The following is a 22,160-nucleotide window of genomic DNA, read 5'->3' as shown; positions in this document are numbered from 1 at the left end:
TTCAGACCGGATCTGATCCATACTCTTAATTTAAATGGACACAGAAGACGACCGCCCCTTAAATCGACTCGCTTCGCGTAGTTAATGCGTAGGTTATTTGTCTTGACCTCTAGACCTATACCATTCATAATGTAAACTTTCTGGAAAACCCTCACCTCTTGAAAGGTCTGGCGCAATATTACACAAGCAAGCCACCAAATCCTCCCAATATGATCCTATTTCACTCATGCGAAACGAAGCGTCAATAACCGATATATAACTCAACTCTCTCCATTTTTGCTCTGCTACACTCAATTCTTGATTATTTTCTGATATGTAATTATCTTTGGCGCGCGTATTTGCAGATGGATCCCGAAAACCCTCACCCTGAAATCTGGCAATTGAAATAATTGCCATAGTAATAGCGGCGCTTCGGTTTTCCCAGTATTTCTCTGCGTGACCATCTATACTTCCTGCAACATGAAACGCGAGCAACAAACGTGAAGGTATAGGCGGGTGTGTCTTAAGCTTTGAGATATCAAATTTGTCAGCCTCCAGGTCAGGCGCCAAAGCGAGTAGCCCTACAGCAACGCCCATAAAAAGCATTAACTGCTCACAGTCTTTATCACGGAGCAGCTTGCCCCAAACGTGACTCATGAGGTTACCATTGGGACGGTAGCCACGTAGAGACTGCGCTTCCTCCCGCAACAACCTGCGTGTATAAAACATACCATGTACGTCGGCATCTGTTTCTAATGCCTGCTTTAAAAGATAATCACCAGAGTCCAATTTATTACTCATAACTCCTGCAAACTCATCAAGAATAACATCCTCCAGACTATCCGCCTCTACTTCCGCGTTTACTCCCTGCCTGTGAATCGGCTTTAAATGCCCAAGTCCCGCATGAGCCACCTCATGATGGACAATAAATGAGAAGGCAACATGTCCAACGAGAGTACTGAAATGCATCAAATAATCGCTGTCAAGAGGCATATCCCCCCATAAATCTCTAAGAAAGTTAGAGCGCTTGACCGGCATGTCAAATGTTTCTGGAATCGCCTCCCAGGATTCATAACATATTCTTTGAATTTTCCATAACAATTTTTTCGAGATCAAGACACCGTAACATTCTGGTGACCGTACTACCCAGGCACCTACTTCTTCTAAGTTGAGTATTGCGAACTGAAACGGTATTTGTTTATCACCATCTAATGCTTTGTTCATCCGCGCTATCAGCATCTTCCCAAATTCGAAGAAGTGATGCTGCTGACAACATAAAATAGCATTTTTGCCCATAAATCTCGGGCATTTATCACGCCCTGGCCAGAGTCGTTTGTAGTTAGAGCGTATCCAGTTATGAAGATAACCAGGCGCAATCATTGATTGAGACTCTCTTATTTCAACCTATCTGCTTTGACTTAAAACGCTTGACCACACAAATCACTTTCAAAGTAGATATTGAGTTAAATTGCGGATCAGAATCGGTCTTAGGTCAGGGAAGTTTTATAGCCTCAGATTCTATTTAACAATATTTTCAATCGCAGTCCCGTCGAAATGGCAAGCTTGCCACGGGAAGCTGCATCATGCCGCCTGAGATGTCAGTCCAAGCTTTATAACCTCAAATAGACGTCTACAGCGGGTAATTTATCCTATGATCCGCTCAATCACCCGATGCCGCGGCACGGCGTTGAACCCTGCTTCAGTATCGGTTCACCGGACCACCTCAACGATAAGGTCGAGGAAAGCTGTCGTGTCCATCAGATGCTTTTGATTTTACGCGCTGTCAGCGAGGAAATGCGTTGTTCACGGCCAACGCTTGCGGATGGCGTCCGGCATGACGGTGGCGATGGTGTGGAAGGGCTTCGCGAACTCGACCTCGTAGGCCGCGCCGGACCGGTACACGCCGACGACGGTCCCCATCGACCCGGCCGGCAGCACGCCGTCCTCGGTCTCCACCGGCTTGGACAGCGCCACCCGCGTCAGTTCCTCGATCGGTTCGTGCGTTCCGGTGTCGGTCGAGCGCTTGTGCGGAGTCCGTATGAAGCGCCCCATGGGCTCGGACATCACAACCTCCACTGCCAGTGGCAGCAGTCCCGGATACCATCTCACATCAGATCCCTGAACAACAACCGGGGCATCGCAGGGGTCCGAGGCAACGAAGTCAGGTTAACGGTCGCGGCGTGAGACCCTCTCGTGAGGGGAACGGCGTGCTTTGCGCGCCGCCAAGGGGCATGCTGCCCCTTGGCAATCCCCTGACGCGGGCGGGACGCCCGCGCTCCCCCCTCACCCAACCCTCTCCCCGGGGGGAGAGGGCTTTTAGGCCCACTATCGCGGAGGCCTCTTCGCGTCAGGACGGCACCCCGCCCGAATAGCCCATCCCCCACAAACAGCCACCCCCACCCCGCCCCGATTGTTCGTCCCGGCTGAATTCTGTTCCCAGCCGCAGCGGCTTTATCCCACCCCGGCGCTTGCACATTATCCCTCTTGCCGCATTGCAGGAGGGGCGCCAGGGCGCCGGATCGGGATGGAACGTTCACGCACGTCGCTGAGGGTGGAGGGCCGCGAGGTCCCGCTGTGCCTGTATCGGCCGGCGCTTTCCGGGCCGCTGCCGGGCGTGCTGTATTTCCATGGCGGCGGATTCACCTCCGGGTCGGTCGAGGATGTCGAGGTGCCGGCGATGGCGCTGGCGGAGAGCATTCCGGCGCTGGTGGTGGCGGTCGGCTATGCGCTGGCTCCCGCCCACCCCTTTCCAGCCGCGGTGGAGGATGCCCATGCCGCGGCCCTCTGGCTGGCGGAGCGGGCCGGGCCGCTGGGGGTCGCCGGGCATGATGCCGGCGGGCATGTCGCGGTGTCGCTCACCTTGCTCGCCCGCGACCGCGGCGGGCCGGAGATCGCGGCGCAGGCGCTGCTGGGGCCGATGCTCGATCCGAGTTTGACGCGGGTGGGGGACGGTGAAGGCAGCGTGACGGACTGTGCGCGCTGTTACCGCGCCTATCTGCCGGAGGCGGCGCTGCGGCTGCATCCCTATGCGGCGCCCCTGGAATCGCGCCGGCTCGGCCGGCTGCCGCCGATCATGATCGCCACGGCGCAGAACGACGTGCTGCGGCCGGAGGCGGAAAGCTATGCCGCCCGGCTGATCGACGCCGGGGTGCCGACCGAAGTCACCCGCTTTGCCGGCGTCAGCCATGCCGGCCTCGCCCAACACGCGCCGGCGCTGGCCGCCGCCGCCGATTTCTTCCGGCGCCGCCTGACCGGCGCCCATCCCGACACTTCGAGCCACAGGTAAGACCATGTCCCGCAAGACACTTTCCCTATTGATCGCGGCCGGCGTCTCCGTGGCGGCGCTGACCGGCGCCGTCACCCTGCGCAGCCCGGCCGAGGCGCAAACCGCCTCCGAATCCCCTGCCCCGCCGCCGGCGGAGGTGGATGTCGCCACCGTGCTGGCCCGGCCGGTGACGGACTGGCAGTCCTATTCCGGCCGGCTGGAGGCGGTGGACCGGGTGGACATCCGGCCGCAGGTCCCCGGCACCATCGTCGCCGTGCATTTCCGCAACGGCGCGCTGGTGAAGAAGGGCGACGTGCTGTTCACCATCGACCCCCGCCCCTATGAGGCGGAGGTGGCGCGGGCCGAGGCGCAGGTCGCCGCGGCGCAGGCGCGGGTGAAGCTGACCGCCGCCGACCTCGACCGCGCGCAGAAGCTGGTGCGCGACGACACCATCTCGCGCAGCACCATGGACCAGAAGGACAATGCCGCCCGCGAGGCGACCGCCAACCTGAAGGCGGCGCAGGCGGCGCTGGAGATCGCGCGGCTCAATCTCGGCTACACGCGGGTGACGGCGCCGGTGTCGGGCCGGGTGTCGCGGGCGGAACGGACGGTCGGCAATGTGGTCGCCGCCGGTGCCGCCGCGGAGCCGCTGACGACGCTGGTGTCGGAATCGCCGATCTACGCCTCCTTCGACGTCGATGAGCAGACCTATCTGCGCCACATCGGGCCGATGCGCGATTCCGGGACGATTCCGGTTCAACTCGGCCTCGCCAACGAGGAGGAGTATTCGCGGTCGGGCACGGTGGAGTATGTGGACAACCGGCTGGACAGCGTGTCGGGCACCATCCGCGTGCGCGCCCGCTTCGACAATGCCGACGGTGTGCTGGTGCCGGGGCTGTATGCGCGGGTGAAGGTGGGGGGCACCAAGCCCTATGACGCGCTGCTGGTCGATGACCGCGCCATCGGCACCGACCAGGACAAGAAGTTCGTCCTGGTGGTGACCCAGGAGAACAAGGTGGAGTACCGGCCGGTGAAGCTCGGCGCGCTGCAGAACGGGCTGCGCGTGGTGACGGACGGGCTGCAGGCCGGCGAGCGCGTGGTCGTCAACGGCACCCAGCACGCCCGGCCGGGCATGGCGGTGACGCCGAAGATGGTCGCCATGGGGACTGAGAAGACCCAGACGGCGGCGCGGTAAGCAACAACAAGGGCATGCGCGTTGGCTGGCCCTCCTCGCTTCCTGCGGGGAGGGACGGGGAGCGTGCACCCTGGGAGACCCCAGATGAACATCTCGAAATTCTTCATCGACCGGCCGATCTTTGCCGGCGTGCTGTCGGTGGCACTGTTCCTGGCGGGGGCCATCGCGCTGTTCCGCCTGCCGATTTCCGAATATCCCGAGGTGGTGCCGCCGTCCGTCGTGGTGCGCGCGCAGTTCCCCGGCGCCAATCCCAAGGTGATCGCCGAAACCGTCGCCTCGCCGCTGGAGGAGCAGATCAACGGCGTCGAGGGCATGCTCTATATGCAGTCGCAGGCGAACAGCGACGGCAACATGGCGCTGACCGTCACCTTCAGGCTGGGCACCGATCCGGACAAGGCGCAGCAGCTGGTGCAGAACCGCGTGGCCCAGGCGATGCCGCGGCTGCCGGCCGACGTGCAGCGGCTGGGCGTCACCACGGTCAAAAGCTCACCGACGCTGACCATGGTCGTGCATCTGCTGTCGCCCAACGACCGCTATGACATGACGTACCTGCGCAACTACGCGGTGCTGAACGTCAAGGACCGGCTGACCCGCATCCAGGGCGTCGGCGAGGTGCAGGTGTGGGGCGCCGGCGACTATGCGATGCGGGTGTGGCTCGATCCGGGGAAGGTGGCGCAGCGCGGGCTGACCGCCACCGACGTGGTGAACGCCATCCGCGAGCAGAATGTGCAGGTGGCGGCCGGCGTGATCGGCGCCTCCCCGTCGCTGCCCGACGTGCCGCTGCAGCTGTCGATCAACGCGCGCGGCCGGCTGAAGACCGCCGACGAGTTCGGCGACATCGTGCTGAAGACCGGCGAGGATGGCGGCGTCACCCGCCTGCGCGACGTGGCGCGGGTGGAACTGGCGGCGGCGCAGTATGGGCTGCGCTCCCTGCTCGACAACAAGCCGGCGGTGGCGATGGCCATCACCCAGACGCCGGACGCCAACGCGCTCGCCATCTCCGACGAGGTGCGCAGCGTGATGGCGGAGCTGAAGGCCGACATGCCGGAGGGGGGGGATTACTCCATCGTCTACGACCCGACGCAGTTCGTCCGCTCCTCCATCGAGGCGGTGGTGCACACGCTGCTGGAGGCGGTGGCGCTGGTGGTGCTGGTGGTGATCGTCTTCCTGCAGACCTGGCGGGCGTCGATCATTCCGCTGCTGGCGGTGCCGATCTCCATCGTCGGCACCTTCTCGCTGCTGCTGGCCTTCGGCTTTTCGATCAACGCGCTGTCGCTGTTCGGCATGGTGCTGGCCATCGGCATCGTCGTCGACGACGCCATCGTCGTGGTCGAGAATGTCGAGCGCAACATCGAGTCCGGGCTGTCCGCCCGCGACGCCACCATCCGCGCCATGCAGGAGGTCAGCGGGCCGATCATCGCCATCGCGCTGACGCTGGTCGCCGTCTTCGTGCCGCTGGCGGCGATGACGGGCCTCAGCGGCGAGTTCTACAAGCAGTTCGCGATGACCATCGCGATCTCCACGGTGATTTCCGCCTTCAACTCGCTGACGCTGTCGCCGGCCCTGGCGGCGGTGCTGCTGCGCGGCCACGACCAGCCGCAGGACTGGCTGACCCGTGGGATGAACCGGGTGTTCGGCGGCTTCTTCCGGCTGTTCAACCGGGTGTTCCACCGGGCGTCGGAGGGCTATGGCCGCGGCGTCAGCGGGGTGGTGCGGCGCAAGGGCGTGATGCTGGCGGTCTATGCGCTGCTGATCGGCGCCACGGTGCTGCTGGGCCGCACGGTGCCGTCGGGCTTCGTGCCGATGCAGGACAAGGAGTATCTGATCAGCTTCGCCCAGCTTCCCAACGGCGCGTCGCTCGACCGGACGGAGGCGGTGATCCGCGAGATGACCGACATCGCGCTGAAGCGCCCCGGCGTGCAGAGCGCGGTGGCCTTTCCGGGGCTGTCGGTCAACGGCTTCACCAACAGCTCCAGCGCCGGCATCGTCTTCGTGACGCTGAAGCCGTTCGCCGAGCGCCATGACCCGTCGCTTTCGGCCGGCGCCATCGCCATGGACCTGCAGAAGCGCTATGCCGGGCTGAAGGAGGCCTTCGTCGCCATCTTCCCGCCGCCGCCGGTGATGGGGCTGGGCCAGTTGGGCGGCTTCAAGATGCAGTTGGAGGACCGTGGCAACCTGGGCTACGAGGCGCTGAGCAATGCGGTGAACGCCTTCGTCAAGCGGGCGGCGCAGACGCCGGAGCTGGGGCCGACCTTCTCCTCCTACCAGATCAACGTGCCGCAGCTCGACGTCGATCTCGACCGGGTGAAGGCCAAGCAGCTGGGCGTCAATGTCGCCGAGGTGTTCGACACCATGCAGATCTATCTCGGGTCGCTCTATGTTAACGATTTCAACGCCTTCGGCCGCGTCTACCAGGTGCGGGTGCAGGCCGACGCGCCGTTCCGCGACCATGCCGACGACATCGGGCTGTTGAAGACCCGCAACGCCGCCGGGACCATGGTGCCGCTGTCGTCGCTGGTCACGGTGCAGCCGAGCTACGGGCCGGAGATGGTGGTGCGCTACAACGGCTTCACCGCCGCCGACGTCAATGGCGGGCCGGCGCCGGGCTTCTCTTCGGGACAGGCGGAAGCGGCGGCGGAGCGCATCGCGGCGGAGGTGCTGCCGCGCGGCGTCAAGCTGGAATGGACCGATCTGACCTATCAGAAGATCCTGGTCGGCAACGCGGGCCTGTGGGTGTTCCCGATCAGCGTGCTGCTGGTGTTCCTGGTGCTGGCGGCGCAGTACGAGAGCCTGACCCTGCCGCTCGCCATCCTGCTGATCGTGCCGATGAGCGTGCTGTCGGCGCTGTTCGGGGTGTGGCTGACCGGCGGCGACAACAACATCTTCACGCAGATCGGCTTCATGGTGCTGGTCGGCCTGTCGGCGAAGAACGCCATCCTGATCGTGGAGTTCGCCCGCGAGCTGGAGCATGAGGGGCGCAGCGTGGTGCAGGCGGCGATCGAGGCGAGCCGGCTGCGGCTGCGGCCGATCCTGATGACCTCCATCGCCTTCATCATGGGCGTGGTGCCGCTGGTCACCTCCACCGGCGCCGGTGCCGAGATGCGGCACGCCATGGGTGTGGCGGTGTTCGCCGGCATGATCGGCGTGACGCTGTTCGGGCTGGTGCTGACGCCGGTGTTCTACGTGCTGCTGCGCAAGCTGGCAGGGGCGGAGCGTCGGACGGAAGCGCCGGTGCAAGGCGAGGTGCCGCCGGCGGAGTGGAAGATGGGCTGATAGCTTCCTCTCCCCCGCTCACGCGCAAACGAAGTTTGCGCTGACACGACGGGCGGATCGAAGATCCGCCGAAAGCGGGGAGAGGGAAAGGGTGAGGGGGATGCGTTGCGGAGCGCCGGTGACAATGCCGGCGCTCCTTCTTCTTTGAAAATCCTCGCGGTGCGTCCCCCTCACCCTAACCCTCTCCCCGGGGGGGAGAGGGGATTATCCCCGGGGCGGGAAAGTGCGTTAATTCCGTCCTCTATTCATCAGGCAGCATGTTTTTCGGCAGGTTTTCGCGGAAGATCACTTCCGCCCTCGGGCTTTCCACCCCCTGCATGGCGGGGCGGCCGGCGCGGAGGTTGGTGAAGATGCCGACGCAGGCCGACAGGGTGTTGCGCGGATCCTGGGTGATCACCGCGTCCAGCGTGCCGTCGATCAGCAGGCCGCGCGTCTCGTTGGTCAGGCCGTGGCCGATGAAGACCATTTCGCGCTCGCGCCGGGTTTCCTTCAGGGCGCGGGCCACCCCCTCCGCCCCGCCGCCGATGTTGTAGACGCCGGCAAGATCGGGGTGCAGGCCCAGCAGCATGCGGGTCTGGCGGTAGCTCTTCCCCTCGTCGTCATGGCCTTCGCGTAGGCCCACCACCTCGATGTCGGGGGCGGTTTCCTTCAGGACGTTGAAGAAGCCCATCTCGCGGTCCTCGTGCGCGCGGTAGCTGAGGCTGCCGGCGATCATCGCCACCTTGGCCGGGCGATGCCGGAGGAAGCGCGCGATCAGATAGCCGGCGGTGCGGCCGGCCGCGCGGTTGTCCAGCCCGACATAGCCGGCGCGCCGGCAGTTCAAAATGTCGGAGATCAGCGTCACGCTCGGCACGTTGCGGTCGGCCAGCGCGTCCACCGCCTCGCGCACCGCCGGATGCTCCAGCGCCATGAAGGCGACGCCGTCGGCGCGGCGGCCGTGCTGGAACAGGCTGCGCGCCAGCAGTTCCGGATTGAAGCTCTTGATGAATTCCACCTGAGCCTTCACCCCGTGCGGGGCGAGGGTGGCATCGGCGCGGCGGATCATCTCGCCTAAGCCAGTCAGGAAGCGGTTGTTGCCGGCGGGCAGCAGGAAGGACAGCCGCATCGGCTTCTGCCCCGCCGCCGCATAAAGATCGCTGTCCGGCAGATAGTCGAGTTCGGCGGCAGCCTTCAGCACCCGCTGCACGGTGGCGGCACGCACCCCCGGCCGGTGGTTCAGCACGCGGTCGACCGTGGCGGTGGACACGCCGGCGGCCTGCGCGATGTCGGCCACCCGCGGCAGGCCGCGCGCGGCAGTGCCGGCGTCCGGCTCGTCTTTCAATGAGTCCATCAAAAACCATCAATTTCGGCGTTTGACACCTGTCGGTGCTGGACATACCGTCCATCCAACAATCATCAATTGACATCAGATCACATCAGAAACGCAAGGCCGGAAACAGCAACGTCGGCCGGTAATCCATGGGAGGTTTCGAATGACCAGTCTGACCCGCCGCACCATGCTGAAGGCCATCGCCACCGCGCCGGCGGCCATTCCGGCGATTGGTGCCGCCGGTGCCGTCATCGGCATGCCGCACATCGCCCGCGCCGCCGAATTCGAGCTGAAATACGGCAACAACCTGCCGCTGACCCATCCGCTGAACATCCGCGCCCATGAGGCGGCGGAGCGGATCGCCAAGGAGTCCAACGGCAAGATCGAGGTCAAGATCTTCCCGAACAACCAGCTTGGCGGCGACACCGACATGCTGTCCCAGGTGCGCAGCGGCGGCCTGACCTTCTTCACGCCGTCGGCCCTGGTGATCGCCACGCTGGTTCCGGTCGCCGCGATCAATGCGGTCGGCTTCGCCTTCTCCGACTATGATCAGGTGTGGAAGGCGATGGACGGCAAGCTGGGCGCCCATGTCCGCAACGCCATTTCCAAGGTCGGGCTCTATGCCTTCGACAAGATGTGGGACAACGGTTTCCGCCAGATGACCAGCGGCGACAAGCCGATCACGTCCGCCGCCGACATGGACGGGCTGAAGATCCGCGTGCCGGTCAGCCCGCTCAGCATCTCCATGTTCAAGGGTCTGGGCGCGTCGCCGACCAGCCTGCAGTTCAGCGAGGTCTATTCGTCGCTGCAGACCCGGATCGTCGATGCGCAGGAAAACCCGCTGCCGATCATCCAGGTCGCCAAGCTGTTCGAGGTGCAGAAATACTGCTCCCTGTCGAACCACATCTGGGACGGCTTCTGGTTCATCGCCAACGGCCGCGCCTGGAAGGGCCTGCCGCCGGACATGCAGACCATCGTCGCCAACGCCATCAACGATGCCGGCATGGCGCAGCGCGGCGACATCAAGGCGCTGAACCAGTCGGTCAAGGCCGATCTGGAATCGAAGGGGCTGACCTTCAACCAGCCCTCGCCCGACAGCTTCCGGTCCAAGCTGCGCGACAGCGGCTTCTACGGCGAATGGAAGGGCCGGTTCGGCGACGAGGCCTGGGGCCTGCTGGAGGAGGCGGTCGGCAAGCTCGCCTGATCGCCGATCCTTTCAAAACAGAGACCGTGAGTTTCCAGAGCCTCTTATCGGCCGTCATCCCCGCGAAGGCGCATAGGCGCCAACTTACAGGTTCGATCGCTGTCGAAGCCAAGCACGTCCCTTTTCGACCGTCATCCCCGCGAAGGCGGGGATCCAGTGTTTCCCGAGCAGGACCAGTGGGTAAGCCTGGATCCCCGCCTTCGCGGGGATGACGCCGAAAGAGGTGCCGGCATCCTGCATGTCAGCGCCTGTACGCAACGGCAGGAATGACGGCCGGCAGACGCGGAACTCACAAACACCCAGGTCTTCCCGCATGAAGGAACATCCCGCCATGTCCCACATGTCCGAGCCGGTCCACAGCTTTGCCGAGGCTCCCGGCGCTCTGGGTGCCGGCGGAAGCTCGCTGCTGCGCCGGATCGACCGCGGACTGTCCGTCGGGGTCGAGACCGTGGCGGGCCTTCTGGTGCTGGTCGAGATCGTCGTGCTGCTGGCCGGCGTCACCGCCCGCTATCTGTTCCACACCCCGCTGGTGTGGTCGGACGAGCTGGCCTCCATCCTGTTCCTGTGGCTGTCGATGCTGGGCGCGGTGGTGGCGCTGCGCCGGGGCGAGCATATGCGGATGACCGGTCTGGTCAGCCGCGTCGGCCCGCAGGCGCGCAGCCTGCTGGAATGCATCGCCATCACCGCCCCCATCGCCTTCCTGGCGCTGGTGCTGTACCACGCCGTCGATTACGCGGTTGAGGAGCAGTTCATCACCACACCGGCGATGGAGGTTTCCAACGCATGGCGGGCGGCGGCGCTGCCGGTCGGGCTGGGGCTGATGCTGGTGGCGGCGCTGTTCCGGCTGCTGCGGGTCGCCCGGCCGCTGACCGCGCTGGCGGCGGTGCTGGTGACCGGCGCCATCGTGGCCGGCTTCTGGGTCGCCGGGCCGGTGCTGAAGCCGCTGGGACAGCTGAACCTGTTGATCTTCTTTGTCGGGCTGGTGGCGGCCAACGTGTTTGCCGGGGTGCCCATCGCCTTTTCCTTCGCGCTCGCCACCTTCGCCTATCTGGCGCTGACCACCTCGACGCCGCTGCTGGTGATGGTCGGCCGGCTGGACGAGGGGATGAGCCATCTGATCCTGCTGGCGGTGCCGCTGTTCGTCTTCCTCGGCCTGCTGATCGAGATGACCGGCATGGCCCGCGCCATGATCCAGTTCCTGGCCAGCCTGCTGGGCCATGTGCGCGGCGGCCTGTCCTATGTGCTGATCGGCGCGATGTATCTGGTGTCGGGCATCTCGGGATCGAAGATCGCCGACATGGCGGCCATCGCCCCTGTGCTGTTCCCGGAGATGAAGAAGCGCGGCGCCCCTCCCGGCGATCTGGTGGCGCTGCTGTCGGCGACGGGGGCGCAGACCGAGACCATTCCGCCCAGCATCGTGCTGATCACCATCGGCTCAGTCACCGGCGTGTCGATCGCGGCGCTGTTCACCGGCGGCATGCTGCCGGGCGTGGTTCTGGGCGCCTGCCTGTGCTTCGTGGTCTGGCGGCGCTACCGCCGGGAAGACCTGAGCCATGTCGAGCGCACCCCCGGCCGCCAGATCGCCCGGCTGGCCATGGTGGCGCTGCCCGCCATCCTGCTGCCCTTCGTCATCCGCGCCGCGGTGGTCGAGGGCATCGCGACGGCGACCGAGGTGTCGACCATCGGCATCGCCTATTCCACCGTGGTCGGGCTGCTGATCTACCGCCAGTTCGACTGGCGCCGGCTGAAGCCGATGCTGATCGAGACGGCGTCGCTGACCGGGGCCATCATCTTCATCGTCGGCTGCGCCACCTCGATGGCCTGGGGCCTGACCCAGTCCGGCTTCTCGTCCGATCTGGCCCGCTTCATGGCCGGCATTCCCGGCGGCGCCTATGGCTTCCTCGCCATCTCCATCGTCGCCTTCATCATCCTGGGCAGCGTGCTGGAGGGCATCCCCGCCATCGTGCTGTTCGGCCCGCTGCTGTTCCCGATCGCCCGCGCCGCCGGGGTGCACGAGGTGCATTACGCGATGGTCGTCATCTTCGCCATGGGCATCGGCCTGTTCGCCCCGCCCTTCGGCGTCGGCTATTACGGCGCCTGCGCCATCAGCAAGGTCAACCCCGACGACGGCCTGAAGCACATCTGGGGCTATGTCGGCGCGCTGCTGGTCGGGCTGGTGATCGTCGCCGCCATTCCCTGGATTTCGACCGGGTTCCTGGCCCGCTGAAAGCGGGCCTGATTTCAAGGCCCGCTGACGCCACCCTTTTCCCTCTTATCCGGAGTTCCTTCAATGAGCCGATTCTTCGGCCAGATCCGTCAGGCTGGCTACGTCGTGCGCGATATCGAGGCCGCCATGGACTATTGGAGCCGCACGCTCGGCATCGGTCCCTGGTTCTACAACGAGCGGGTCCCGATCCGGAACTACAGCTACCGCGGCGAAAGCTACGAGGTTCACAATTCGGTGGCGCTGGCCAACTCCGGTCCGCTGCAGATGGAGCTGATCCAGACCCGCAACGACGCGCCGTCGATGTACCGCGACTTCCTGCAGGCCGGGAACACCGGGCTGCAGCATGTCGCCTACTGGACCGAGGATTACGACGCCGATCTGGAACGGCTGCTGGGCCAGGGCTTCAAGCCGGTGATGAGCGGCGAGGTCGGCGAGAAGGGGCGGTTCGTCTATTTCGACACCGAATACCATCCGGGCACGGTGATCGAGCTGTCGGAGGTCGCCGGGCCGAAGGGCAGGATGTTCGACCTGATCCGCGAGGCGTCTATGGGCTGGGACGGCAGCGACCCGGTGCGGCCGTTTCCGGATTTGAGCAAGTTGTAAGGGGCGTTTTGCTTCCAACGCAAGGTTAGACCCCCACCTATCCTCCCCCGCTGGGCGGGGGAGGGACTGCCGCTGAGCGCCGACAAAGCTCCAGTCTCCCTCCCCCGCCCAGCGGGGGAGGGCTGGGGTGGGGGCAAGAGGCAGCAGCACTTCACCTAATTAAAAGGCGCTCCCCATGCACGCCGACCGCATCGAAGCCACCTATCTGATCGAAACCCCCCTCGCCCCGGCCAAGGTAGCGGAGGTGATGGCGGGGGAGCAGTCCTGCGGCACCTTCACCCGCGTCCATGGCGAGACCGACGACCTGCGCGCCCGCGCCCGCGCCATCGTCGAATCCGTCGAGAAGCTGGACGTCGCCGACGCCCCTGCCCTGCCGAATACATGGCTGGAACGCCAGCGCAATCCAGGGCCCTGGCAGCGGGCGCGCGTTACCATCTCCTTCCCCACCGTCAACATCGGCGCCAACTTGGCCACGCTGGCGGCGACGGTGGCGGGCAATCTGTATGATCTGGGCGAGGTGACGGGGCTGCGGCTGGAGAGCTTGCGCATTCCGCAGGCCTACCGCGCGCAGTTCGACCTGCCGCGCCACGGCGTCGCCGGCACGCGGCGGCTGACCGGGGTGGCGGACGGGCCGCTGGTCGGCTCCATCATCAAGCCGAATGTCGGGCTGTCGGCGGAGGAGACCGGCGAGCTGGTCGGCACGCTGTGCGCCGCCGGGCTGGACTTCATCAAGGACGACGAGATCTGCGCCGATCCGGCCCATGCGCCGCTGGCCCAGCGGATTCCGGCGGTGATGGACCGGGTGCGCCGCCACCAGGACCGCACCGGCAAGCATGTGATGGTCGCCTTCAACATCACCGACGAAACCGACGCCATGCGCCGTCACGCCGATCTGGTGGAACGCGAGGGCGGGTCCTGCATCATGGTCAGCCTGAACTGGTGCGGTTATTCGGCGGTGCAGACCTTGCGCCGGCACAGCGGGCTGGCGCTACACGGCCACCGCAACGGCTTCGGCGCGCTGTCGCGGCATCCGCTGCTCGGCATCGGCTTCGACGCCTATCAGGCGCTGTGGCGGCTGGCGGGGGTGGACCACATGCATGTCCACGGCCTGAACGGCAAGTTCGCGCAGCCGGACGAAGAGGTGATCGAGGGGGCGCGCGCCTGTCTGGCGCCGCTGGCGGCGGATGCGTCGGATATGAGTGACGCCGTGATGCCGGCCTTCTCCTCCGGGCAATGGGCCGGCACGGTGCCGGTCACCTGGGAGGCGGTGGGGACGGCGGACCTGATGTTCATGTCCGGCGGCGGCATCATGGCCCATCCCGACGGGCCGGCGGCCGGCGTGCTGAGCATCCGGCAGGCCTGGGACGCCGTGCGGGCCGGGCGGAGCCTGGATGAGGCGGCTTTGGCGCTGCCGGAGCTGCGGCGGTCGCTGGACTTCTTCGGCAAGAAGGGCTGAAAGCGATGGCGGCGGGACCGAGGCTCGGCTGGTACGGCGACGACTTCACCGGGGCGACCGACACGCTGGCCGCCTTGGCGAAGGCCGGGCAGCGGGCGCTGCTGTTCCTCGACGTGCCGGACGTCGCCCGGCTGGGAGAAGCCCAGATGGACGCTGGGGGGCCGCTCGACGCGGTGGGGATCGCCGGGGCGGCGCGCAGCATGGCGCCGGACGCGATGCGGGCGGAGTTGGAGCCGGTCGGGCGCTTCTTCGCGGCGCTTGGCGTGGCGGTGATGCATTACAAGTGCTGCTCCACCTTCGACAGCGGGCCCCAAGTCGGCAGCATCGGCGAGGCGGTGCGGACGCTGGCGCCGCATTTTCCCAACCGCTTCCGGCCGATGGTGGGCGGGCAGCCGAACATCGGGCGCTATTGCCTGTTCAGCACGCTGTTCGCCGCGGCGGGGACCGGCGGCACCGTCCATCGCATCGACCGCCACCCGACGATGAGCGTCCATCCCGTCACCCCGATGGCGGAAGCCGACCTGCGGCGGCACCTCGCGGAGCAAGGGCTGGAGGGGATGGCGGCACTGCATTTTCCGGATTATGGGCTGGATGGCAAGGCGCTGGACGGGCGGCTGGCGGAGGGAGCGCCGGCGGTGCTGCTGGACGTGTCGCGCAGTGAGGATCTGGCCGTCATTGGGCGGCTGATCTGGGAGCGGGCCGAACGCGAGCCTTTGCTGGCGATGGGCCCGAGCAGCGTGGCGCAGGCGCTGGTGGCGCATTGGAGCGCCGGCTCGGGTGCCGGGGCGGAGGAGGTGCCGTTGTCGGCGGCGGACAGGCCGGTGTTCGTGATGGCGGGCAGCCTGTCTCCGGTGACGCGGCGGCAGGTCGAGGCGGCGGAGTCCTACACGCGCATCCAGGCCGACGCGGCGGCGCTGTGTGCGGATGCCGGCTATGCGGAGGCGTTGTTGGGAGAGGTGGCGGCGTCGCTGCGCGCCGGGCGCCATACGCTGGTCTGGACCGCGCCGGCGGAGGCGGGGACGGCGGACACCGCGCAGGCCGGACGGGTCGCGGCGGCGACGGCGGAGTTCGTCGCGGCGGTGCTGCGGCGGGTGGCTCTGCGCCGGGTGGGGATCGCCGGCGGGGATACCTCCAGCCTCGCGGTGCGGGCGCTGGGGTGCTGGGGGCTGTCCTACCGCTGTACGCTGGCGCCGGGCGTCACCGTCAGCCGCACCCATGCCGACGACCCTGCGGCCGATGGGCTGGAGCTGATGCTGAAGGGCGGGCAGATGGGCGGCGAGGACCTGTTCGAGCGGTTGCTTTCCCCCTCACCCTAACCCTCTCCCCGGGGGGGGAGAGGGGATCTTCCGCCGTTGTGGAAGGGTCACACGGCGGCGGTGACGACCACTTCGATCAGGATTTCCGGCTTGCCGAGGTCGGCGACGCCGATGGTGGCGCGGGCCGGCAGGTCGTTGCCGTCCAGCCAGGACAGCCACGCGTCGTTCATCTCGTCCTTCAGGCCCATGTTGGTGATGAAGAGCTGGGCGGACAGCAGCTTCGTCTTGTCGCTGCCGGCCATCGCCAGAACCTGGTCGAGCTTGCCGCAGATCTGCGTGACCTGGCCGCCCATGCCAACGCTGACGTCGTCGGCGATGATGCCGCCGAGATAGGCCGTGCCGTTGCTGACGACGACGCGGTGCATGATCTTGGTCTTCTCGATGCGCTTGATCACGGGGAACTGCTCCTTGGTTTTTTAAAGGGAGAGGACTTTTTGAAAGCGAAAGGTCAGAGGCCGGCGACGACGACGATCTCGACCAGGATCGACGGGTCGGCGAGTTTCGCCTCCACGGTCGCGCGGGCCGGCGGGTTGGCCTTGTCGACCCAGGCGTCCCAGGCGGCGTTCATCTCCGCGAAGGTGGCGATGTCGGCGAGATAGACGGTGGCGGTCAGGATGCTGCTCTTCGACGTGCCGGCCTCTGCCAGCAGGGCGTCGATCTGGCGCAGCACGTCGCGGGTCTGCGCCTCGACGGTGGTGGAGCCGTCGCCCATATCTTCGCTGGCGATCTGGCCGGCGAGATAGACGGTGTCCTTGTGGATGACCATGTCGCAAAGGCGCGGGGTCGGGTGGAAACGCTGGATCGTCACGGGAGGATGCTCCAAGGGGTCAGGCGGCGAAGCGGCCGATGCGGAAGGGGTCGATGGGCAGGTCGGTGGACCCGGCGGTGATGAGGTCGGCGGTGATGCGCCCGACGATGGGGCCGAGCTGGAAGCCGTGCGCCGAGAAGCCGAAGGAATGGTAGAGGTCCGGTTCGGTGCCGCTGGGGCCGATCACCGGGATCTGGTCCGGCATCCGCGCCTCGATCCCCGCCCAGGAGCGGACGATGGTGGCGCCGCGCATGCACGGGAACAGGTCCCAGACCGTGCGGGCATTCACCGACACCTGCGAGAAGTCCAGCTCCGTCCGGTTCTCGTCGCGCACCGCCCGGCCGAGCAACCCGCCGCCGATCAGCACGGTGCCGTTCGGGAACTGCTTGAAGGACAGGGTGCGGCCGGTGGCGCCGACCACCGGCTTGATGAAGGGGGCGACGCGGGCGGTGATCATCAGCATCGGCGCGATGACCTCCAAGGGCACCGGCTCCCCCACCTGCGCCGCGATGCGGTCGGCCCAGGCGCCGGCGGCGTTGACCACGACCGGGGCCTCGAAGCGGCCGCCATCGGCGGTTTCGACGGTCCACAGGCCGCCCTGGCGGGTCAGGCGCGTCACGGCGCCACCCTCCTGGAAGCGGGCGCCGAGCGCGATGGCCTTGCGGCGGAAGGCGAAGGTGGTGCGGAAGGGGATCGCCGCGCCGTCGCCGCGCGATACCAGCGCTCCGACGCAATGGTCGGCGATGGCCGGCACCAGCGACCGCAGCTCGTCCCGGCCGATCTCCTCCTCGTGGGTGAAGCCCAGCGCGTTCAGTTCGGCGACGCGGGCGCGCACCGTCTCAAGCTCCGCCTCCGTCTCCGCCACCTTGATCTGGCCGTGGCTTTCGAAGCCGCAATCGTCGTCCACCAGATCGCGGATGCCGTGCCACAGCGCCATCGAGGCGATGGACAGCGGCACCTCCGCGACATGGCGGCCGAGCTGGCGCACGCCGCCCGCATTGACGCCGGAGGCGTGGCGGGCGACATGGTCCTTCTCCAGAACCAGCACGCGCACGCCGCGCATCGACAGGTGCAGGGCGGCGGAGCAGCCGTGCAGGCCGCCGCCGATGACGATGACGTCCGGAGAGATTGCGGTCATCGGGCGCCTCCGCGTCAGTGCTTGAACACGGCGTCGATGTCGGCGTCGGTCTTCGGCAATGCTGCCAGCTCGGCCAGCGTGATCGGCTTCACCGGCGGGCGCAGCCGGTAATAGCCGACCTCCGCCGGGGAGACGCCGCGTTCCGCCGCGATGACCTCGGTCACCGTCGGGCCGCAGAGCCGGCCCTGGCACGGACCCATGCCGCAGCGCAGGAAGCTCTTGGCCTGATTGGGGCCGGAACAGCCCAGCCGCACCGCCTCGCGCACCGCGCCGGCGGTGATCTCCTCGCAGCGGCAGACGATGGTGTCGTCGGCCGGCACGCGGAAGGCTTCCGCCGGGGTGTAGAGCGTGTCGAGGAAGGCGCGGCCGGTCAGCGCGCGGTCGAGCGCGGCGCGGAAGGGGGCGGCGGACTGGTCGCGCTGCTCCCGCCCGATGCGGCCCAGCCGGTACAATGCGTCGAGCGCCGTCAGACGGCCGGCCTCCTCCGCCGCGCGGGCGCCGCCGATGCCGGCGCCGTCGCCGGCCAGCGACACGCCCTCGACCGAGGTGGCGCCCCACGCGTCGGTGGTCGGGCGCCAGCAGCGCTGCTGATCGTCCCAGCGCTGGGCGCAGCCGGTGGCGTTGGCGAGGTTCAGGTTGGGGATGACCCCCTGATGCAGCAGGAGCGTGTCGGCGGGCAACCGGTGTTCGGCGCCGTTGCGGGTGTAGACGACGCTTTTGAGGGCGCCATCACTACCGATGGCGCTTTCGGCGCGCAGAGCGGTGACGTTGCCGATGACGGTCAGCTTGCGCCGCACGTCGAGCATCAGCTTCATGCCCTTGGCCCAATAGGGCGAACGCAGGAATCCCGGCAGCAGCGGCAGGGCGGCGCGCCAGTTCTCCTTCGGCGTGGTGTCGAGAATGGCGTCGATGCGGGCGCCGGCCTGGAGATACTGCCAGGCGAGCAGCCAGAGCAGCGGGCCGCTGCCCGCCATCACCGTGGCGCCCGACGGCACGAGGCCGGAGGTCTTCAGCAACACCTGCGCCGCACCGGCGCCCAGCACGCCCGGCAGGGTCCAGCCGGGGATCGGGAAGGGACGCTCAAGCGCGCCGGTCGCCAGGATGACGTGGCGCACGGTCAGCATGGAGGCCGCGCCATTGCGCGACAGGCCGATCTGGATGGGACGGGAGCCGTCGGCGGCGTCCTCGCGCGGGCGGGCAATACTCCACACCGTGGTGCCCGGCCAGTGGGCTGCGCCGCTGTCGCGCAGCGGACCCAGCAGCTCGGCGCCATGCCAATAGTCCGGGCCGAGCACCTTGCGGTCGCGCACCGGGGTTTCGGTGACGGCGCGGTAGATCTGGCCGCCCGGCTCCGCCTGCTCGTCGAGCAGGACGACCGACGCGCCCTTGGACGCGGCCAGCGCGGCGGCGGCGAGGCCGGCCGGGCCGGAACCGACGACGGCGATGTCGAAGTCAAACTTGGAATTGGGGGGGCTCACCGCTCCACCTCGCGCTTGCCGTTCTGGGTTTCCACCGCCATGCCGGCGGCTACCCGGATCTGGCAGCCCTGGCGGTTGCCGGTGCCGTCGATGGTGACGAGGCAGTCGAAGCAGACGCCCATCATGCAGTAGGGACCGCGCGCGGCACCGCTGACGGGCGTGTTGCGGCAGGCGGTGACGCCGTTCGCCAGCAGGGCGGCGGCGACGCTGTCGCCGGCCCGTGCGCTGGCCGGGCGGCCGTCGATGGTGAAGGAAACTGTAGGGGAAGCGGTTTCGATCTCAGGCAGCCTGCGGAACATGGAACCTCCGGGCGCTGAAGGGCTTGAAGCGGTCGCCGAGGCCGCCGGCCGCGATCAGCGGCGCCAGCGTCAGCGCATGGTTGGCGGCAAGGGTGACGCCGCTGTGGCAGGTGGCGACGAAGGCGCCGGGCGCGGTCGTCGATTCCTCGTAGATCGGGAAGCCGTCCGGCGTCAGCACGCGCAAGGCCGCCCAGCTGCGCACCACGTTCAGCTTGCCCAGCAGCGGGAAGAAGCGGATGGCGCGCTGGGCGATGGCCGACGATATGCCGGGCTGCAGCGTGGTGTCGAAGCCGACTTCCTCGAAGCTGTCGCCGATCATCACCCCGCCTTCGTCGGTCTGGCGGACATAGACGGTGGGGTGGTGCAGGAAGGGCGCCGTCTTCTCGGTGACGATGACATGGCCGCGCTGGGGGCGGACGGGGGCCGACAGCCCGACCATCGGCGCCAGCCGGGCGCTGTCATGGCCGGCGGCCAGCACGATCTTGCCCGCGCGGACTTCCCCGGCCGCGGTGTTCATGCGGAAGCCGCCGTCGCGATGCTCGATGGTCTCCACCCGGTGGTTGGGGCGGTAATCGACGCCGAGCAGGCCGATGCCCTTGTGCAGGGTGCGCAGCAGCCTCAGCGAGTTGCAGTGGCCGTCCAGCGGGCAATAGGTGCCGCCGACCACGTCGGGGCCGATGAAGGGCAGCTCCTTGCGCAGGGTCTCGCGGTCCATCACCTCGTAGGGGTACGGGATCATGTCGGGCTGGTTGTGCAGCCGCATCATGGTGTTGGCGCGGGCCTGCAGATCCTCTTCCGACAGCATCGGCATGAAGCCGCCGGGGCGCCGGTAGGCGACGTCGAGACCGGTCTGCTCGCGCAGCAGGTCGGCGAAGCCGCCCCACTCGTCGGAGGATTGCTTGGTCCAGCCGGCGTATTCCGCCATGCCGAGACCCTTGCCCTGGACCCAAACCAGGGCGAAGTTGCCGCGCGACGGGCGGACGGCGATGTCGCCCTCGTCCAGCATCGCGACCTTCTGGCCCGACCGGGCGAGGCCCCAGGCCAGCGCCGATCCGACCAGCCCGCCGCCGATCACGGCGACGTCGTACTCTCCGCCCCGACTGGGCTGCGTCATCGTCTCCACTCCCGCCGCCGGCGCTGCACCATTTTTCGTGCGCACCGGCCGCCGCCGTTATCGTTTGGCGCGCATCGCAGAATTTGGCACAGCCATGCGGTGCCGAATACTTATGAATGTCGCGCATATCATTTCAGGCACGCCGGATCCGCCGGCGTTACACATGGATGGATTGCGAAGTGCAGGGTTTTCTTTGGCGGAGCGCCGCGGGATTCTACCCGGCGGCGCTCCGCCGCTCCTCGATCCTTGCGACAGCATCGGCAGCCAACCTATAACTGTCAAATCAGATCGAAGGGGTGTTTCATGACCGAATGTTATGTGTCCGCCGGGGGGTGTGAGTGTTCAGGGGCCATCCTCTGCCGTCATCCCCGCGAAGGCGGGGATCCAGGAAACTCCGCGGTTCACCTGTTGCGTCGGCTGGATTCCCGCCTTCGCGGGAATGACGGCCGAGAAAAGCTCGGAATCGTGAACGGGAGAGCCAACGCCATGGGGCGGCAGCCATGATAAATCCGCGCCAGATCGAGGCCTTCCGCGCGGTGATGCTGACCGGCGGCATCACCGCGGCGGCGGAGTTGCTGAACATTTCGCAACCGGCGGTCAGCCGGCTGATCGGCGACCTGCAATATGCGCTGAAGCTGACTCTGTTCGAACGGCGGGGGCCTCGCATCGCGCCGACCAGCGAGGCGATCTCGCTCTATCAGGTGGTGGACCGCGCCTTCGTCGGGCTGGAACTGATCGAACAGACGGCGCGCGACCTGACCGCCCGGCGCAGCGGGGCATTGCGGGTGGCGGCGATGCCGGCGCTGGGCGTGGGGTTCCTGCCGCGCTACGTCGCGCGCTTCCTCGCCGAGCGGCCGCGGGTGGACATCGCGCTGCGTGGCAGCACCTCCCCCATCATCCTCGACTGGGTGGCGACCGGGCAATGCGAGTTGGGTTTCGCCCACACCCCCATCGACCATGCGGCGGTGGTGACCGAGAAGATCCATGGCATTCCGGCCGTCGCCATCCTGCCGCCCGGCCACCCGCTGGCCGCCAAGGATGTCCTGGTGCCGAAGGACTTCGAAGGCGAGAGCTTCATTTCAACCACCCCGCCGGCCCTGCTGCGCTCCCGCATCGACACCGCCTTCGCCGACCATGACGTGGCGCGGGTGATGCGGGTGGAGGCCCAGTTGACCATGAACGCCTGCGCCATGGTGGCGGCCGGCTACGGCGTGTCCATCGTCGATCCCTTCACCGCCCAGGATTACGTCCCGCACGGGCTGATCGTCCGCGCCTTCGAACCGCGCATCGGCTTCGACATCGCCATCCTGCGCTCCGCCCAGGTACCGCTGTCGATGATCGCCGAGGACTTCCTGGCCGGCTTCAGGGAGGAGGCGACGCGCTTCCGCGACGATTTTCTCGGCACCGGCGGCACCGGAAACGACCACCAACTCGTTCGCGGCACGGAATTATAACATTAGTGGATGAATGATGGCGGGAATTCGATTTGACGGTTA

19 protein-coding genes are annotated in these 22,160 nt (G+C 66.8%); 9 read left to right on the top strand and 10 right to left on the bottom strand.

Annotation, left to right across the window (positions count from 1 at the left end):
• Positions 1-93: 93 nt before the first annotated feature.
• Both PWS46_RS17160 and PWS46_RS17155 read right to left on the bottom strand, forming a co-directional pair.
• On the bottom strand, positions 94-1,359 hold the full coding sequence (locus tag PWS46_RS17160) for a hypothetical protein (RefSeq protein ID WP_434620723.1): 1,266 nt from the start codon (positions 1,357-1,359) through the stop codon (positions 94-96).
• A 423-nt stretch (positions 1,360-1,782) separates the two neighbouring features.
• Positions 1,783-2,043: a DUF4926 domain-containing protein gene (locus tag PWS46_RS17155; protein ID WP_434620720.1), complete on the bottom strand. Its 261-nt coding sequence runs from the start codon at positions 2,041-2,043 to the stop codon at positions 1,783-1,785.
• Positions 2,044-2,503: 460 nt separating this feature from the next.
• Between PWS46_RS17155 and PWS46_RS17150 the strand changes: the two genes are divergently transcribed.
• The 3 genes from PWS46_RS17150 (at position 2,504) to PWS46_RS17140 (ending at position 7,712) form a co-directional block, all read left to right on the top strand.
• Positions 2,504-3,265, top strand: coding sequence for an alpha/beta hydrolase (locus PWS46_RS17150; RefSeq protein WP_434620717.1), 762 nt, complete (start codon positions 2,504-2,506; stop codon positions 3,263-3,265).
• 4 nt (positions 3,266-3,269) lie between these two features.
• Entirely contained in the window at positions 3,270-4,439 is a 1,170-nt protein-coding gene (locus PWS46_RS17145; RefSeq protein WP_434620714.1) for an efflux RND transporter periplasmic adaptor subunit, read from the top strand.
• Between the two features lie 84 nt (positions 4,440-4,523).
• On the top strand, positions 4,524-7,712 hold the full coding sequence (locus tag PWS46_RS17140; protein ID WP_434620711.1) for an efflux RND transporter permease subunit: 3,189 nt from the start codon (positions 4,524-4,526) through the stop codon (positions 7,710-7,712).
• A gap of 241 nt (positions 7,713-7,953) precedes the next feature.
• Here PWS46_RS17140 and PWS46_RS17135 read toward each other — a convergent pair whose 3' ends face one another.
• Positions 7,954-9,042 (bottom strand): LacI family DNA-binding transcriptional regulator, encoded by a 1,089-nt coding sequence (locus PWS46_RS17135; protein WP_434620708.1) that lies wholly within the window; start codon positions 9,040-9,042, stop codon positions 7,954-7,956.
• 142 nt (positions 9,043-9,184) lie between these two features.
• Between PWS46_RS17135 and PWS46_RS17130 the strand changes: the two genes are divergently transcribed.
• A complete protein-coding gene (locus PWS46_RS17130; protein ID WP_434620705.1) occupies positions 9,185-10,225 on the top strand; it encodes a TRAP transporter substrate-binding protein in 1,041 nt (346 codons plus the stop codon).
• Positions 10,226-10,309: 84 nt separating this feature from the next.
• Here the strand turns inward: PWS46_RS17130 and PWS46_RS17125 are convergent, their stop codons facing one another.
• Entirely contained in the window at positions 10,310-10,540 is a 231-nt protein-coding gene (locus PWS46_RS17125) for a hypothetical protein (protein WP_434620702.1), read from the bottom strand.
• Between the two features lie 16 nt (positions 10,541-10,556).
• Here PWS46_RS17125 and PWS46_RS17120 point away from each other — a divergent pair, with 16 nt between their 5' ends.
• From PWS46_RS17120 to PWS46_RS17105, 4 genes are all read left to right on the top strand, one after another.
• Positions 10,557-12,452, top strand: coding sequence for a TRAP transporter large permease (locus PWS46_RS17120; protein WP_434620699.1), 1,896 nt, complete (start codon positions 10,557-10,559; stop codon positions 12,450-12,452).
• Between the two features lie 63 nt (positions 12,453-12,515).
• A complete protein-coding gene (locus PWS46_RS17115; protein ID WP_085082958.1) occupies positions 12,516-13,055 on the top strand; it encodes a VOC family protein in 540 nt (179 codons plus the stop codon).
• Between the two features lie 175 nt (positions 13,056-13,230).
• The gene (locus PWS46_RS17110) at positions 13,231-14,511 is read left to right on the top strand and encodes a ribulose-bisphosphate carboxylase large subunit family protein (RefSeq protein ID WP_434620695.1); all 1,281 of its coding nucleotides are present in this window, start codon (positions 13,231-13,233) and stop codon (positions 14,509-14,511) included.
• 5 nt (positions 14,512-14,516) lie between these two features.
• Complete coding sequence (locus tag PWS46_RS17105) at positions 14,517-15,827, top strand: four-carbon acid sugar kinase family protein (RefSeq protein WP_434620692.1); 1,311 nt, start codon at positions 14,517-14,519, stop codon at positions 15,825-15,827.
• A 47-nt stretch (positions 15,828-15,874) separates the two neighbouring features.
• Here PWS46_RS17105 and PWS46_RS17100 read toward each other — a convergent pair whose 3' ends face one another.
• From PWS46_RS17100 to PWS46_RS17075, 6 genes are read right to left on the bottom strand one after another with little or no spacing between them, the layout of a single operon-like run.
• A complete protein-coding gene (locus PWS46_RS17100) occupies positions 15,875-16,222 on the bottom strand; it encodes a RidA family protein (protein ID WP_434620689.1) in 348 nt (115 codons plus the stop codon).
• A 53-nt stretch (positions 16,223-16,275) separates the two neighbouring features.
• Entirely contained in the window at positions 16,276-16,635 is a 360-nt protein-coding gene (locus PWS46_RS17095; protein WP_434620686.1) for a RidA family protein, read from the bottom strand.
• A gap of 19 nt (positions 16,636-16,654) precedes the next feature.
• Positions 16,655-17,773 carry an NAD(P)/FAD-dependent oxidoreductase gene (locus PWS46_RS17090; RefSeq protein WP_434620683.1) on the bottom strand — a complete coding sequence of 373 codons (1,119 nt, stop codon included), beginning with the start codon at positions 17,771-17,773 and terminating at the stop codon, positions 16,655-16,657.
• Positions 17,774-17,787: 14 nt separating this feature from the next.
• A complete protein-coding gene (locus tag PWS46_RS17085) occupies positions 17,788-19,251 on the bottom strand; it encodes an FAD-dependent oxidoreductase (RefSeq protein WP_434620680.1) in 1,464 nt (487 codons plus the stop codon).
• Positions 19,248-19,550: a (2Fe-2S)-binding protein gene (locus tag PWS46_RS17080; protein WP_434620677.1), complete on the bottom strand. Its 303-nt coding sequence runs from the start codon at positions 19,548-19,550 to the stop codon at positions 19,248-19,250. Before PWS46_RS17080 ends, PWS46_RS17085 begins: the two co-directional genes overlap by 4 nt.
• Positions 19,531-20,664: an NAD(P)/FAD-dependent oxidoreductase gene (locus PWS46_RS17075; protein ID WP_434620674.1), complete on the bottom strand. Its 1,134-nt coding sequence runs from the start codon at positions 20,662-20,664 to the stop codon at positions 19,531-19,533. Before PWS46_RS17075 ends, PWS46_RS17080 begins: the two co-directional genes overlap by 20 nt.
• 500 nt (positions 20,665-21,164) lie before the next feature.
• Between PWS46_RS17075 and PWS46_RS17070 the strand changes: the two genes are divergently transcribed.
• On the top strand, positions 21,165-22,118 hold the full coding sequence (locus PWS46_RS17070) for a LysR substrate-binding domain-containing protein (protein WP_434620672.1): 954 nt from the start codon (positions 21,165-21,167) through the stop codon (positions 22,116-22,118).
• Positions 22,119-22,160: the final 42 nt, after the last annotated feature.

The sequence above is a fragment of the Azospirillum sp. B2RO_4 genome (assembly GCF_051124815.1).
GTDB lineage: Bacteria > Pseudomonadota > Alphaproteobacteria > Azospirillales > Azospirillaceae > Azospirillum.
The sequence above is the reverse complement of the archived record's forward strand: the minus strand, read 5'-3'. Positions and strand labels throughout refer to the sequence as shown.